Annotated in this window: 12 protein-coding genes; 2 read left to right on the top strand and 10 right to left on the bottom strand. The window is 28.8% G+C overall.

The window, feature by feature from the left end:
• Positions 1-2: 2 nt before the first annotated feature.
• The 7 genes from BLU40_RS06360 to BLU40_RS06330 all read right to left on the bottom strand — a co-directional run bounded on the left by BLU40_RS06360 (position 3) and on the right by BLU40_RS06330 (position 6,733).
• Complete coding sequence (locus tag BLU40_RS06360) at positions 3-950, bottom strand: glycosyltransferase family 2 protein (RefSeq protein ID WP_175454755.1); 948 nt, start codon at positions 948-950, stop codon at positions 3-5.
• Positions 951-1,360: 410 nt separating this feature from the next.
• Positions 1,361-2,281 (bottom strand): glycosyltransferase family 2 protein, encoded by a 921-nt coding sequence (locus BLU40_RS06355; RefSeq protein WP_090121278.1) that lies wholly within the window; start codon positions 2,279-2,281, stop codon positions 1,361-1,363.
• A gap of 19 nt (positions 2,282-2,300) precedes the next feature.
• Positions 2,301-3,140, bottom strand: coding sequence for a glycosyltransferase (locus BLU40_RS06350; RefSeq protein WP_090121274.1), 840 nt, complete (start codon positions 3,138-3,140; stop codon positions 2,301-2,303).
• 15 nt (positions 3,141-3,155) lie between these two features.
• Entirely contained in the window at positions 3,156-4,025 is an 870-nt protein-coding gene (locus BLU40_RS06345; RefSeq protein WP_090121271.1) for a GT-D fold domain-containing glycosyltransferase, read from the bottom strand.
• Positions 4,004-5,293, bottom strand: a complete 1,290-nt coding sequence (locus BLU40_RS06340) for an ABC transporter ATP-binding protein (protein WP_090121268.1) — start codon at positions 5,291-5,293, stop codon at positions 4,004-4,006. The genes BLU40_RS06345 and BLU40_RS06340 overlap by 22 nt, the downstream gene beginning before the upstream one ends.
• A 67-nt stretch (positions 5,294-5,360) precedes the next feature.
• Complete coding sequence (locus BLU40_RS06335) at positions 5,361-5,714, bottom strand: four helix bundle protein (RefSeq protein ID WP_090121265.1); 354 nt, start codon at positions 5,712-5,714, stop codon at positions 5,361-5,363.
• Positions 5,715-5,857: 143 nt separating this feature from the next.
• Positions 5,858-6,733: an ABC transporter permease gene (locus tag BLU40_RS06330; protein WP_090121262.1), complete on the bottom strand. Its 876-nt coding sequence runs from the start codon at positions 6,731-6,733 to the stop codon at positions 5,858-5,860.
• Positions 6,734-7,512: 779 nt separating this feature from the next.
• On the opposite strand from BLU40_RS06330, the gene BLU40_RS06325 reads away from it, so the two are divergent.
• Positions 7,513-7,905 carry an HU family DNA-binding protein gene (locus tag BLU40_RS06325; protein ID WP_090121259.1) on the top strand — a complete coding sequence of 131 codons (393 nt, stop codon included), beginning with the start codon at positions 7,513-7,515 and terminating at the stop codon, positions 7,903-7,905.
• A gap of 731 nt (positions 7,906-8,636) precedes the next feature.
• Positions 8,637-10,022: a tRNA uridine-5-carboxymethylaminomethyl(34) synthesis GTPase MnmE gene (mnmE, locus tag BLU40_RS06320; protein ID WP_090121256.1), complete on the top strand. Its 1,386-nt coding sequence runs from the start codon at positions 8,637-8,639 to the stop codon at positions 10,020-10,022.
• Between the two features lie 310 nt (positions 10,023-10,332).
• Here the strand turns inward: mnmE and BLU40_RS06315 are convergent, their stop codons facing one another.
• The 3 genes from BLU40_RS06315 to BLU40_RS06305 form a co-directional block, all read right to left on the bottom strand.
• The gene (locus tag BLU40_RS06315) at positions 10,333-11,652 is read right to left on the bottom strand and encodes a glycoside hydrolase family protein (protein ID WP_090121252.1); all 1,320 of its coding nucleotides are present in this window, start codon (positions 11,650-11,652) and stop codon (positions 10,333-10,335) included.
• 147 nt (positions 11,653-11,799) lie between these two features.
• Positions 11,800-13,332, bottom strand: coding sequence for an arylsulfatase (locus tag BLU40_RS06310; protein ID WP_217633387.1), 1,533 nt, complete (start codon positions 13,330-13,332; stop codon positions 11,800-11,802).
• Positions 13,333-13,343: 11 nt separating this feature from the next.
• Positions 13,344-15,023: a glycoside hydrolase family protein gene (locus BLU40_RS06305; protein ID WP_090121250.1), complete on the bottom strand. Its 1,680-nt coding sequence runs from the start codon at positions 15,021-15,023 to the stop codon at positions 13,344-13,346.
• Between the last annotated feature and the right edge of the window lies 1 nt (position 15,024).

Genomic DNA, 15,024 nt, shown 5'->3' with positions numbered 1-15,024 from the left:
ATCTAAATTTTAAATATGGATTCCCCTCTACCAATGAATAAATAAATTGGAATACCTACAAATAAAATTCTTAATATTTCAAATTTAAAATTGGAGATCATAAAAAGACTAAATAAAATTCTCATTTCTTTTAATACAATCTTCTTTTCTTTACTCCTAACAGTCTTCTTTACTCCCTGGAATATTTTTTTTATTAAAAAATATTCATTTTCATTAGTCAGTATTCCTTCTGAAATTAGTTTATCAAAAATGATAACTCTAGATTTAACTTCAGAAAAAAACTTTTCAGGATTCTGTGATTTCCCTACTCTTTGTTCATGTCTTCTAACATAAACAGTTTTATTATCAATAATCTCATAATTCAATTTATTTATTAACATAGATAGGTTAAATGTCCATTCTTGTGCACATTGCAAACATTCTACAAAGGGTCTATTCGGTAAGCTTTTTCTTTTCCACATAACACTTAACGTGCTCCAACTAATTTTTCCTGAAATCATTTCATCAATATCATTTACTTCTGGATTAATATTAGCCCAATATCCATTGAGATCTCCTATTTTTTTATTAAATAATCCAGATTTAGAAATACTCATATCAACATTACTTTTTTCCAAATGTTCTAATATATGAAAATTCAAATGATGATTGTCAAAAATATCATCACTATCTAACCAATTCACATATTTCCCTTTACTTAATTCAAACCCATAATTTCTACAAGCATTGGCTCCTTTAGGTCTATCACTTGGACGAATATAGAACTGAATTCGATTATCTTTAGCAGTATATTCTTTTAACAAAGCTTCTGTGTTATCGGTAGAACCATCGTCAACAACTATACACTCCCAATTGGTATAGATTTGTGAGATTACAGAATCTAAGGTTTCTGAAATTAAATGTACTCTATTATAGGAAGGTATTATAATGGATACTAAAGGTTGTTCCATAAAAATCATATTGAGGTTTACTGTAAAAATAAAGGTTTCTAAGTGAAATTAAAAATAAAAATCTATTCTAAAAGCACAAAAAAATTGTTTACTTTTATATACTAAAAAAACCTTTAATTAAACTATGTAATTTATAAAAACTCTTTTATTTTTTTTAGTAAGTCACAATGGTTATGAAAGTTTATTAAGTTGCAGTTAACAGGGTTAGATATGAATTGTTTGTTTTAAGAATTCGTCATTTAATAGATCTTCTTTTTCCTAAAATATAAAATTAATCAGAAAAAAAACAAGAATTTCAACCCCCGATATTGTAATATTTACAAACTTTGTGTGATACTACCTTTAAATATTTACTATTTAAAAAGGGGTACACCCTTAAAAAAAAGTATACACTTTTATAAATTTAGTCTTCAGTATTTTAAATAATGCTTTCCTTTCATTTTATTTAAATTTCTACTTTTATAAATTGCAGGCAAAATTCTAAGAGTCATCCTGTATTCTTTAAATTGACTATAAGCACTTTTAATTCTTAACAACATTAAATCTTTAATAATTTGTTTTAGTTTTTTCTTTTTTATTTTATTTGGTTTTAAGTTTACATTTATGTTCGCCCATTTACTTTTATAAAAACGTTCTTTTAAAACTAATTTTTCTTTAAATGATTGTTCTTTTTTAGCTACTCTGTCTTCTCTGTCGTGCTTTATATATACATCTGGCACTACACCAACCTTTAACTTATGATAGATGACTCTTTGACAAAAGTTATTATCTTCTCCATAGTGATAAAAAATAGGATCAAATCCACCAATTTTTTCGAATGTGTTTTTTGGTATAAACCAACTAGCAGCATTTACAAAAGATACATTATAAGGCTTATTCTCAATATTACCTTTTAATGAATCAAATTGAAGCTCTCGATTTTGCTGAATATAAACAGCAAAATTTGAATCTAATTTAGACCCGTTACCGTTTAAATGAATTGGACTTAAAATGCCATAATTTGGATTTTCTTTAGATGCTTGAATTAATTTTGAAATGGTATCTTGTTCTAAATAAGCATCTTGATTTAATAAGAATATATATTCTGCTCCTCGATTTAAAGCATAGCTAATTCCAATATTATTTGCTTTTCCAAAACCTAAGTTTTCCTTCTCTTCAATCAAGTAGCTTTTTGGAAATTTTTCTTTAATAAATGAAACTGTATTATCGGATGAATTATTATCAATTATAACTGTATTACAATCTTTTGGAATAGAATTTAAACATTGCTCTATCCACTGAATGCTATTATATGTCGCTATTACGATAAAAACATTACTATTAATATTCATATAAAAATATTTTAATATCTCATTTAGCAGCTCTCAACATTCTAATTTTCTTAAGTACTCTATACTTTTTCACCCCCAAACCATATTTAATTTTCTTAAAAAAAAGAATTACATCATTCTCAAATTTTAAATTATCAAATAAAACAGAAGTAAATTTATTAACTTCTTTAAATGATACAAACTGTCCGGTTGCTCTATTTAAAACATTTGAGTTATGTACAATTTGAATCCATTGCTCCTTTTGGGCAATTTTTATTCTATTTTTATCTCTCCACCTTTTATGTTCCATATAATATATAGTATCTACATTTTTATTTGGTTTTATTTTTTCTATATAACTAATAAATGCATTCAATTCGCTATTAATTTTTCTAAAACTACATATTTTACCCTTTTCAAGAATATAGCCAAAAGGGAACTCTATTATACTACCACAATTTGTTAAATTCACATTTCTTTGAATTAATTCTATTGTATTATCTGTAAACATATCATCATTATCAATCCTAGTAGTCACTAATATATCTTCGTCTAAAGTTCTTAATAATTCTGTAATCTCAATAGGCATATTCATTTGAAAGCTTTCATATGAGGCTTCATATTTGGGTTTAAAATTTTCATATTGATTCGAAAGTTCACAATTTATCCTTTTATATTTTTTTGGTGTATTTTCATCAAAATAAACCCACCATTCAAAATTTTGACAAGATTGATTTTTTATTGATGGAAAACAATAATCTAAAAACAATTCGTATCTATCTTCCAACCAATCTAAACCTAAAACTTTCTTTCCATTTTTATCATTTAACCAAGCTCCTGTTAAATTAAATCGTGTAATTATTATATGTTTGAAACACATCTCTACTTTCCTAATTTATAAATCTTTTAATAAATATTTATAGTTTATTTTGTTAATTTTTAACCAAGTCCTAGTCATACTATTATTAAATCCATCTAATAAACTTCCAAAATCAAATAAATAAACATTATAATTTTCATTGTACAATCTTTTCATTAAAGGTCTTCCAGAACACCCCATTGCAACAACAACAACACAAAAAGAATCTATTTTCAATAATTCGTTTTTTGCTTCAGAATATATTCTTTCAATTTCATTATAAGCATTCTTTTCTGGAGTTTTAATATGCTTAATTTCTCCAAATAATCTATTTGAAACTTCCTCTTTAAAAAGTTCATTCCCAATAAATATCCTAGTATTATTTTTTAATACTTTCAGAAAACTTTTAGCTCTAATTATATCATGTGATGCTTTAAAGTGTAAAGCGATTGGACTAAAAATATTTTCTCCTATAAAAAACTGAAATGTACTCATTAATAAATCTTGAGCATCTTTATCTGTTACCAAATGGTTTCCGATGCACATTCCTTCCTCATATCCATATTTTTCAGAGTGTATTGCTAAACATTTATGTACATTTCCCCCCTTACATTCAAAAGCCTCTTTCATTTCTTCTGCTAAAAATATATTTGAGGCTTGACGAGCATCACTTTTCAGATTCATCAAAAGCACATCTCCATCACCAAATCTCATATACACCCCTTTTTGCTTATTAACTATACTATTTTCAATAACATCAAGAGTTTGAGAAGTATTAATTATACGAATTGTACTTAAATTTAAGATATCTTCTCTAATATTCTTTCTAAAAATAGTCTTAAATACTTTATATAAATATGAAATAAATATATCTAATGTTTTTATTAAACAACCTTTGATTCCCATACTGAATGTAAATAAACTTTAGAATGCTTAGGTAAACGCTTTGTACGCTTAGTATAACCTCCTTGTTCTAAACTAAAAGTGAAACAATTTTTAATAGTATAAAGTGCTTCTGTTTGAGATTGACCTACCCACAAATTAATATTGTAAACACCAGGTATAAACAACAACTCTTTTGATTCAATTGAAATTTTTAATACTGAATTATTAATAGCTGTTGGAATATACAAACCACTATCTTCATTTATTAAATGTGATATTAATTCTTGCTTATCATTAAAAATATCAAGTGCAAAAGAAAGGTCTTTGATATCTTCAAATATTTTCACATTAAATTCAATCTTAAAAGTATCTCCTAACATCAATGATTCACCATTTTTAAGAAGAGAATTATCAGTGTTTAAAACTTTTAAATTGCTCAATTTCACTTTACCTAAAACATTATTATGAATCACATATTCCTTTTTCAATCTCTCTCTACATATCGCACTATAATACTCTACACTTTCTGCAACTTCTCCTTCATAAACTAGTTTTCCGTTATCTAAAACCACAACTCTACTACATAAACTTTGTACAGCCGCCATATTATGACTCACAAATAACACCGTTCTTCCTTCACCTTTAGAAATATCTTGCATTTTACCAATAGCTTTTTTCTGAAACTCTGCATCTCCAACTGCCAATACTTCATCAACAACTAAAATTTCTGGTTCTAAATGTGCTGCAACAGCAAAAGCAAGGCGAACTGTCATACCACTTGAATAACGTTTAGTAGGCGTATCAATATAGCGTTCAACACCAGCAAAACCTATAATTTCATCTATTTTAGAAGTTATTTCTTTTTTAGTCATTCCTAAAATAGCTCCGTTTAAAAAGATATTTTCTCTACCAGTCAATTCGGGGTGAAAACCTGTACCAACTTCTAATAAAGAAGCAATTCTTCCTTTAGATTTTATACTTCCAGTAGTTGGTCCTGTTACTTTAGATAATATTTTTAGTAACGTTGATTTACCTGCTCCATTTTTTCCAATAATCCCTAAAACCTCCCCCTTTTTTACCTCAAGATTGATATCTTTTAAAGCCCAAACGTAATCTGACGAACCTTTAGTAGACCTATCATTGGTTTCTCCAATTTTTAAATACGGATCTTCTTTACCTCGAACTTTATGCCACCACCTATTTAAATCGTGACTTATAGTTCCGGTACCAACTGTACCAAGGCGGTATTGTTTACTTAGGTTTTCTATTTTTAATATTACTTCGCTCATTTCATTCTCTTGTTATTAGTGAGACGTGTTTTAGTGAGACGTGAAACGTCTTCTAACTTTTAACCTCTCACTTTTCACTTTTCATCAAATAATTTCTAAATCCTAACAATAACCTTTTAACATCATTCAATTTAGTAATTACCTCTTCATTCATTTTAATATATTTTAATCTATCAGCAATCAAATACTGTGTTTCTAATTCTGCTAATGAACCTAAAGCAATGTGTAGAAACTGTATAAATTCTTTATTACCTTTTCTACCTGCTCCTTCAGCAATATTTGATGGTATGGAAACTACACATCTTCTCATTTGAGATATCAATCCAAATTTTTCATCATCTGGAAAACTTTTAGTTAAAACATAAATTATTTCAACCAAATCCATACTTTTCTTCCAAACATCTAACTCTTTATGATTCATAGCTTATTTTTCTTTTTCAGTTTTTATCTTCTAACTTCTAACGAATAATTAACCTACAGATTGCTACGTCGCAAACTCCTCGCAATGACAGTTTTCATTATTAATTATTCATTATTAATTATTCATTGTCAATTATCAATTGTTTAAACCGTATCAATAAAACTTTTTTCAGTTTTGTTAAAGATAATCAATCCTGTTAAAAATATTACTATCGTAATTACAACTGAATATATGATCCCGTTCATATTTAGAATACCATCATTTAACAATAAATATCTCGAGGTTTCAATTATATGTGCCATTGGGTTATAATCGACTATCCAAGAGTACGTTGATAATTTTTCTTTAACTAAAGACATTGGATACATTACTGCTGATACATACATCAATAACTGTACACCAAAACTTACTAAAAAAGTTAAATCTCTATATTTTGTAACCATTGATGAAATAATCATACCTAGTCCTAAACTGAACATAGCCATAATTACAATTAACAAAGGATATAAAAACACATAAGGACTAGGGCTTATTTCATTTCCATTGAAAATAAAAAACACATAAAACCCTATAAAAACAGCCAATTGAATTCCAAATTTTAACAAGTTTGAAACTACAATACTCATAGGCATAATGATACGAGGAAAATATACTTTTCCAAACAAACCTGCATTTTTCTTAAAGGTATCAGATGTTGCAGTTAAACATTCTCTAAAATAATTCCAACTTGTAACTCCTGCTAAATTGAATAAAAATGGAGGAATTCCTCCTGTTTTTATTCCTGCAACATTGTTAAAAATAATGGTAAAAATTATTGAAGTAAACAGTGGCTGAATTAAATACCAAAGTGGACCTAATATAGTTTGCTTATAAACCGTAATTACATCACGTTTTACAAAAAGCATAAGCAAATCTTTATATTGCCATACTTCTTTTAAATTTAAGCTAATTAGTTTGTTTTTTGGGGTAATTTCAAACAACCAACGCTCTTTTGCTGTAGAATTTTCTTCCATATTCATATTCAAAAGCCTGGTAGGGTTTAGCTTCTTAGGGTTAATTAAAGCAAATATACCTTATTGAAAACAATAATAAAAATGTTTTTCAAAAGAACTATATATGCTTTTATGCTTACATCTTTACCTTTTGGAATTAATCTCTTATGCTTTTATATAAAACATTTAGTAGTTGTTTTAATTATTAATTTAAAAAAAATAATATTTCTCTTGGCATTACGGGAAGCGATAGCAACGAAGAAACCTGTTTCTAGACCATAAGATTGCTTCACTTTAGCCTGTCTTTAGCAACAGTCGAAAGGTTCGCAATGACGTATTAGGAGTGTCATTCACGAGAAAACGGAAATCTGTATCTTCCTTAAAAGAATCAAATCAAGTATCGAATGAAGGAAATAAATATCAAGCTTCGTCATGCTGAACTTGTTTCAGCATCGCATCATCATTTTTAACTCAGATTCTTCACATAAATTTAGATGCCAAAATGTTACATTATTTGCTTCTAAAATTATTTTTTAACAAAACTATGTTGATAAAATGTTTGTATCAAAAAACACAAAGTTATTAACATTTTTAAAAAAGTAAATCACTCACAATCAACATCAAAATAAATTAAAAAATTTATTTTCTCATAAAAAAACGTTACTTGTATTTTTAATTAGAAAAGCAATAGGAAAATGAAATTTATTTCTCACAATTAATGTTAAAAAGTTGATTTATAAAAACTAACAATTATCTCTAAATTAGCATTAATGTTTCAATGAAGAAACAGGTTAAATTTATATTTTATGCTTTCAATTAAAGCTATCCCGAGAAAAAATCCACAAGACGGGACTGTGGCCTCCAAATTTTACGCACATGCAATTTCACAGGGAATTGTAGACTTTGAACGTTTGGCGTATTTAGTATCTAACCAATGTACTGTTAGAGTACCAGATTGTCTAGCTGTATTACGTGCATTAGAGTTTAATATGATGGACGAACTAGAACAAGGTAAAGTAGTTCAGTTTGGAGATTTAGGAAATTTTCAAATTGGTGTACGCTCAGAAGGTCAAACTTTAGAAGAAGAGGTTTCTGCAAATACAGTTACTTCTGCACACGTAAACTTTAGACCTGCTAAGCGTTTAAGAAAGATGCTTAAAAATTTAGACTATAAATTAATTTCGACTAGCACCCTGTAATTATTGATTTTAAGTTTTCTAAAAACCTCGGTTGTTCCAGCGACTGAGGTTTTTTTATTCAATATTCATAATAGCAAATCATCAAAACTTCTAAGGAGTTTTTAAAATTTGCTTAGCAGTTTAACAAATTCCCTTATTAGTTTTCTACTATTTCTTTAGTCTTTTAAAAATTCTCAATATCATAGATTAAAAAATCTATTAAATGCTTAATTGATAGCTAAGTACCCTTTTAAAACCACACATCATATATACTATTTTAACTCACTTAACAACAAATAATTTGCAAAACAGAAAGAATAGCATAAAAAAACTCAATAAAACTTGGCTAGCACCCTGTAATTATTGAGTTATGGTTTTCTAAAAACCTCGATTAGTTCCAGCTAAACGATGGTCAAATATACTAAAACTTACAATATTTAAATTAACTGTTCATAAAATTTAATGTGAATTCATAATATTTAGTTAAAGCTACCAGATAATGGGTTCTTGCATACACAGTGACAATAGTTATTAACTAATATGCTATGTCTCTACAAATTATACTGCTATTTTCAATTATTCGACTTTAAAGATTGCTTCACTTTAGCCTATCTTGAGCGATAGTCGAAAGGTTCGCAATGACGTATAGGGGTGTCATTCACGTGAAGATGGGAATCTACACTTCCAATCCACAGATTTCGTATCAAATACGGAATGACGTATAATACATTATTTCTTACTACTTTTGCACAATGAATTCAATTAAAAATGATACTATTATTGCTTTAGCCACTTCTGCCGGCGTTGGTGCAATTGCAGTTATAAGACTTTCAGGTGAAAAATCTATTGACATTGTAAACACTCATTTCAACTCTAAATTTGGAAATAAAGATTTAACAACTGTAAAATCTCACACTATTCATTTAGGTAACATTGTTGAAAATGATCGTATTATAGATGAAGTTTTAGTGTCTGTTTTTAAAAATCCGAATTCATATACAGGAGAAAATGTGGTTGAAATTAATTGTCATGGTTCTGTTTATATTCAACAAGAAATTATACAACTTTTCTTAAAAAATGGTGCTAGAAATGCCGATGCTGGAGAATTTACACTGCGTGCTTTTTTAAATGGAAAAATGGATTTAAGTCAGGCTGAAGCTGTTGCCGATTTAATTGCTTCAAATTCTGCAGCTTCTCATCAAGTGGCATTACAACAAATGCGTGGTGGTTTTAGTAATGAAATTGAAAACCTACGCTTGCAATTATTAAATTTTGCTAGTTTAATTGAATTAGAGTTAGATTTTAGCGAAGAAGATGTAGAGTTTGCAGATAGAACTGAATTCAACAACTTAGTTTCGAAAATTAAGGCAGTTTTAAAACGTTTAATAGATTCTTTCGCATTGGGTAATGTGCTAAAAAACGGAATTCCTATTGCCATTGTTGGAGAACCAAATGTTGGCAAATCTACTTTGTTAAATACATTATTAAACGAAGACAAAGCTATTGTTAGTCATATTGCAGGAACTACAAGAGATGCCATTGAAGATGAAATTATTATAAGCGGTGTTGCTTACCGTTTTATTGACACTGCAGGAATTAGACATACAAAAGATTTTGTAGAAAATATTGGTATTGAAAAAACATATGAAAATATTGAAAAAGCACAATTAGTATTACATTTAATTGATAGCAAAAACATTAAAAATATTGAAAGCAATATTACTGAATTACAAGATAAGTATCCTTCAAAAAATATTTTAACTATTATAAATAAAATAGATTTACTGAATGATTCTCAAATCTCAAATCTCAAATCTCAAATCTCAAATCTTATTTTTCTTTCAGCTAAGCAAAAAATAGGAATTTCTGAACTTACAAATAAACTAACAGCTTTAGCGAATAAAGGAGCTTTGAGTAATAACGAAACAATCGTAAGCAACTCTCGTCACTTCGAATCTTTAAACAATGCATATAACTCAATTAACGAAGTTCAAAAAAGTATAGACTTAAATGTTAGTACAGATTTGTTTGCAATTGATATTAGACAAGCACTATTTCATTTAGGTGAAATTACTGGTGAAGTTACTACCGAAGATCTACTTGGTAATATATTTTCTAATTTTTGTATCGGTAAATAGAAAATTTCTTTTAATAATTAATTAGAGATAACAACCCTGCTTTTTTTTACAATTGATTTATTGGTTTCTAAATCAATTCATCTTCAACTTTTTCATCTGAAGGTGCAATGTAATTCCATAAAAATAGAGTAGTTATCTTTCATTATCATTTCTTAAACAAGAAGAATCTTACACATTTTCACAATAATTGCACCTTGATTATCTTCTGACGTTAATCTAACGTAAAAGCCCCTCAATTTCTTTGAACAACCTTTAAAACACGTTTATTCATATTTTGAATTAACCTCATAATTGTTATTCTTCATTATTTTTAGAAATATGCTTTAACAGCATAATCTTTTACAACAACTCCTTTATCTAAAACAAATTCATCACCTGGATGTGCTTTTTTCCAAAATTTTTTCTCTGCTCCCCAACTTTCTTTTCTTTTATCTGCTCTGGTTACAATTGGTTTATCATTCATATGAGGAAATCCTTCCATCTTAATATTCTTCCCTATTTTTATGTTATAAGTTGTTGGTCCATAATGAACAGCTGTTACTGCTGGGCCTTCATAAAACTTACCATCAGAAAACACTTTTAAATGTTCAAAATAATCCGACACTTTTGGATACTCTAAGAACGTAGGTCCTTTTACTTGAGCCGATTTACCATAAATCGCTACAATATTATCTATTGAAGAATCCTTATGAAAATAACCTGGTGTTTGATCTGGTGCATCTTTTTTTACGCCACCATCTCCAACTGTAACTGCAAATGTTGAACTAATTGACTTAACACCATCCACTTTAATAATTCCATTTTTAGCTGAATGTGGCCCTAACATTACTGCACATCTACCATTTTTATTAATAATGTTTTTTGCTGTTAAATCATAAACTCCAACATTTTTATTATTAGCACCAACTTCTAATCTAAAGGAAACTCCACCTTCAGCATATAAATTTTCGAAATGAACATTTTGAGCTCCGTGACATTGTACCAAACCATAACCTGGACTTGCTTTATAATGGGTTATATTTTTAATAGTTCCAAATGTTGGACGAGATACTTCCCAATTTGAAACATCTTTTACTTTTTCGTTTGAAGGTGCTAAAGTAATTCCACAAAAAACCGAATAATTATCTTTTACAATCATATCTTGAATCAGAAAATTTTTCACCATTTTACCAATAATAGCTCTTTGTCTATCTTTATATTTTCTTGTATGATAATCTATAATAAAAGCTCCACCTTTTCCTCTAACACTCACATTTTCAACAAACAATTTAGGGTTTTTCTTTTCATCTTTTTTATCTGTAGATAAATTGAAAACCACACCTTCGCCTAACATTGGTTTAATAACCGTTCCTGCTTCAATTAAAATATGCACATTAGATTTTAAATAAATTGAAGACAAACTATAAACTCCTTTTGGAATTACAATGTTTCCTCCTCCTTTTGCATTAACCTCACCAATTGCTTTTCTTAATTTATAGCTTTGATTATTTTTAGCATTGTCATCTTTTAAGCCATAATCTTTTTTAAGGTTTACCGTAAACCCTTTAGGGTTCATTACTTCTTTATATTGTGCATTTACTGTTGAAAAAGCTAAACACAATACCAACATTCCAAATAATTTTCTAATCATTATCTATTTTTTTTAATTTGAATTATCATTTTTTGTTAAATAGAAGATGTTCTATAATAACGCTTTGAAATTATTTATACTTAAACATTTCGTTGTCTTTATGAATATGTTACATGTTTCTTTAAGTTAAAACACAAATACATTTATTTAATCTAGTGTATTTCTTTTCCAATCAGAAAGGCCATCTTTCAATATATCTTTCTCATCAGTATTTGCTGGTTGCCAATTTGGAATTCCTTTTTTAGCCTTTTGATCGTAGTATAATTTTTCTAATGGAGCCAAAGGATCTGTCCAAACATTATTTTGGTTAATCATATAAGGAATCATAGTTTCATACCATTCAAAATGAGACTTTGCTAACTCACTTACTACAAATGGGTATTCTTTTGCTACATCATTTTGCTCATAAGGATCATTTTTAAGATCATATAATTCTTTTCCAACAAGTCTCCAACGATCAGTTCTTACCGACCACATTTTATTAGACGAATCTTTTGGGTTTTTAGCTATATTTCCTCTTTGAGTTTGAATTATTCTTGGTTTCCATTCTGAGTTAGCATTTTCAAGTAATGGTAATAAACTTCTACCTTCTAATTTTTGTTTTACTTTAGAATTATCTGCTCCAGTTAATTCACAAAAAGTTTTATACAAATCTATATGAGCTGTTAGAACATCTACGCTTACATTTTCTTTTATTTTACCTTTCCAATACCAAAATGCAGGCACATGAACACCACCCTCAAACGGAGTTCCTTTACCAGTTTTATGACCTTGAATAAAATTAGGATCTGAACCTGGCGCTCCATTATCTGAGGTGAAAATTATTATGGTATTATCTAACATATCCCATCTTTCCAATTTTTCCATCATAACACCAAAATTGTCATCAATATTTTCAATCATTGCTAACCTTGGTTCGGCTTTTTTCATTCCACGTTTTAACATTCTATCCAAATTTTCTTTTGGAGCAATTAAGGGTGAATGTGGCGCGTTGGTAGAAATGTAGGCGAAAAATGGTTTTTTCTTTTCCTTTTGCTCTTTTATCCAAGCCAACCCAGCATTAAAAAATATATCTGTACAATATCCCTTAGTTTGCACAATTGTATTATTGTGTAATAAAACTGGGTTAAAATATTTGGCATTTTTTTTCTCACCTTGATTAGGTGGAAAATCGGCATAACTTGTTATTTTTTTTCCTTTTTCTCTTTGACCAATTCCTCCTGCACCGTGCATTAGCACTTCTGAAAAACCTCTATTTTGCGGTAAATATTCATTTAAATCTCCTAAATGCCATTTACCAAATAATCCCGTTTCATAGCCTTGTTGTTGCAATAACTCTGGAAACGTTGTAATATCTAAAGCCATTCGTTCACACTCATTATGAGTTGCTGTAACTGCAGCTCTAAACTCATGAGCACCACTCATTAAAGCCGCTCTTGAAGGCGCACAATTAGGACTCATATAAAAGTTTGTAAAACGTACAGATTTCTCAGCAAACTTATCTAAAAATGGAGTTTTCACAACTGGATGTCCTAAAGAACCTAACACCAAACCTTGATCATCTGTCATAACCAAAATAATATTTGGCTTAGAATTTTTTAAAGATTGTGAATTACCTGCAAACCCAAATATTAAAACTGTTGTAAAAAGAATTATATTTTTAAAACTAATTTTCATCATATTCAATTTTGTTATTTTTTAATAATTGTGATATTAAATAAAATAGGCTTTACAGTTCTAGACATTATTTTTACTACTACTGGGTATTCTTTACCTTTCGCTAAATTTTTATCTAACTTTATTTCTAATTCTTCTTTTCCATAAGCTTTTAAAGCTGGCACTTTTACTTCGCCCCAAGCTTCCTCTACTCCATTTTCTCCGTAACCATACACCGTTAAAAAAGTTTGTTTAGATGCTATTTGCCCGTGATTTTCAACAACAACTGTTAACTGTTCATTTTTAAATAAAGGTTTTCTTGCAGATAAGATTGGTTCAATAAAATTAACCCAAGGTAAACGTGCATATCCAAAAATCATTTCTCCTTTTTTGTTTTTACCTAACATTTTTGGAGCAAATTCATCTTCATCTATACAATGATTTTTCGCTTCGAATATTACAATAAGATCGTTTCCTTCAGGTACAACTTTTTTAACTATTGCTCCTCTTCCATAATTTACTTCAGAAGAAGCTCCAAAACGAAGAGTTTCAACATCAATTTCAGTAATAGGATTAAAATTTTCTTCACCTTTAATTCTTACTTTAATTTCTTTTGTTTTTACATTAAATGGTAATTTATTTTCTATGGTAATTAACATACCTGGATTTAATGGTAAGCCAATATTTTTAGAACTATGATTGTCGTTAGGTAAATCTTCATGTTTGTTCGCATCAATTACAGCAAAGTTGGCTTGTATTGCTCTACCATATCCATCTTGAAGAATTCTAATGCGTTCGTATTTATACCAATCTTCTTTGGTGCCATCTTTATGAACGGCAACACCTGTTGCATAAGCTCTACCATCTTCTATTATCCAATTAATTCCATCTTTTGAGCGTAAATAAAATGCTGTTCTACCAATCCAATCGTTTACAATTGCATTGTATTGAATATGATCTTTCCAAATAACAGGGTCTTCATATTTTCCTGCGACCATTGGATAAATACATTTTGTAGTTATTAATTCATAAGGACTTGTTCCTGTTTTACTTACCCAAATTGAACCTTGACGACTTAACATTAATACAGAACCATCTTCACGCTTTGTAAAGCTTAAATTATGAAACCAATTTCCACCTCCTAAACGTAGCTCTCGATCTCTATTATCCATTGTAAAAGTGTGCTTTTCCCAAGGACCATTTAAACTATCTGAAATTAAATAATTACAATGTTTTTCAACTTCATGACCTGTAACGTGATAAATTATATACTTTCCATTTTTTAATTGTAGTATTTCAGTATTATGCCCTCCTCCAAGTCCTTTTATTACTTTAAAAGGCCCTATTGAATTATCACTTACTGCGTGATACATCATAGAATAATCCTTATATCCCATATGACCTCCAGGGTTATCTTCGTCCCAACCACAAAGGAAAAAATGATATTTATTTTCAGATTCTTTTATAATATTTCCTCCCCACCAAGAAATTGTATCATCTTCAACTCCATTATCAACAAAACGAGGAATAACACCTTTATCTCCCCAAACATTTTTTGATAATTTACCATTTGGCATTGGTAAAATTCTGTCCATAAAATTCCCTCCAGGAATCAAATTCTCCCATTCTGCAGGAAGTGGTCGGTATTGAATTTGTGCACTTACACCAGTAGTTAGAAACAAGGCAATTGCTATTGCTGCTATTATTTTTTTCATT

The organism is Lutibacter oricola (genome assembly GCF_900106565.1).
GTDB classification, from domain to species: domain Bacteria; phylum Bacteroidota; class Bacteroidia; order Flavobacteriales; family Flavobacteriaceae; genus Lutibacter; species Lutibacter oricola.
Note: the sequence above shows the minus strand (reverse complement) of the source record. Positions and strands in the feature narration are given on the sequence as shown.

Bases quoted from the DNA above. Each gene is read 5' to 3' on its own strand.
- BLU40_RS06345 (WP_090121271.1), bottom strand. From the start codon at position 4,025: ATGGGAATCAAAGGTTGTTTAATAAAAACATTAGATATATTTATTTCA.
- BLU40_RS06340 (WP_090121268.1), bottom strand. From the start codon at position 5,293: ATGAGCGAAGTAATATTAAAAATAGAAAACCTAAGTAAACAATACCGC.
- BLU40_RS06360 (WP_175454755.1), bottom strand. From the start codon at position 950: ATGGAACAACCTTTAGTATCCATTATAATACCTTCCTATAATAGAGTA.
- BLU40_RS06325 (WP_090121259.1), top strand. From the start codon at position 7,513: ATGCTTTCAATTAAAGCTATCCCGAGAAAAAATCCACAAGACGGGACT.
- BLU40_RS06315 (WP_090121252.1), bottom strand. From the start codon at position 11,652: ATGATTAGAAAATTATTTGGAATGTTGGTATTGTGTTTAGCTTTTTCA.
- BLU40_RS06350 (WP_090121274.1), bottom strand. From the start codon at position 3,140: ATGTGTTTCAAACATATAATAATTACACGATTTAATTTAACAGGAGCT.
- BLU40_RS06330 (WP_090121262.1), bottom strand. From the start codon at position 6,733: ATGAATATGGAAGAAAATTCTACAGCAAAAGAGCGTTGGTTGTTTGAA.
- BLU40_RS06305 (WP_090121250.1), bottom strand. From the start codon at position 15,023: ATGAAAAAAATAATAGCAGCAATAGCAATTGCCTTGTTTCTAACTACT.
- BLU40_RS06310 (WP_217633387.1), bottom strand. From the start codon at position 13,332: ATGATGAAAATTAGTTTTAAAAATATAATTCTTTTTACAACAGTTTTA.
- BLU40_RS06335 (WP_090121265.1), bottom strand. From the start codon at position 5,714: ATGAATCATAAAGAGTTAGATGTTTGGAAGAAAAGTATGGATTTGGTT.
- BLU40_RS06355 (WP_090121278.1), bottom strand. From the start codon at position 2,281: ATGAATATTAATAGTAATGTTTTTATCGTAATAGCGACATATAATAGC.
- mnmE (WP_090121256.1), top strand. From the start codon at position 8,637: ATGAATTCAATTAAAAATGATACTATTATTGCTTTAGCCACTTCTGCC.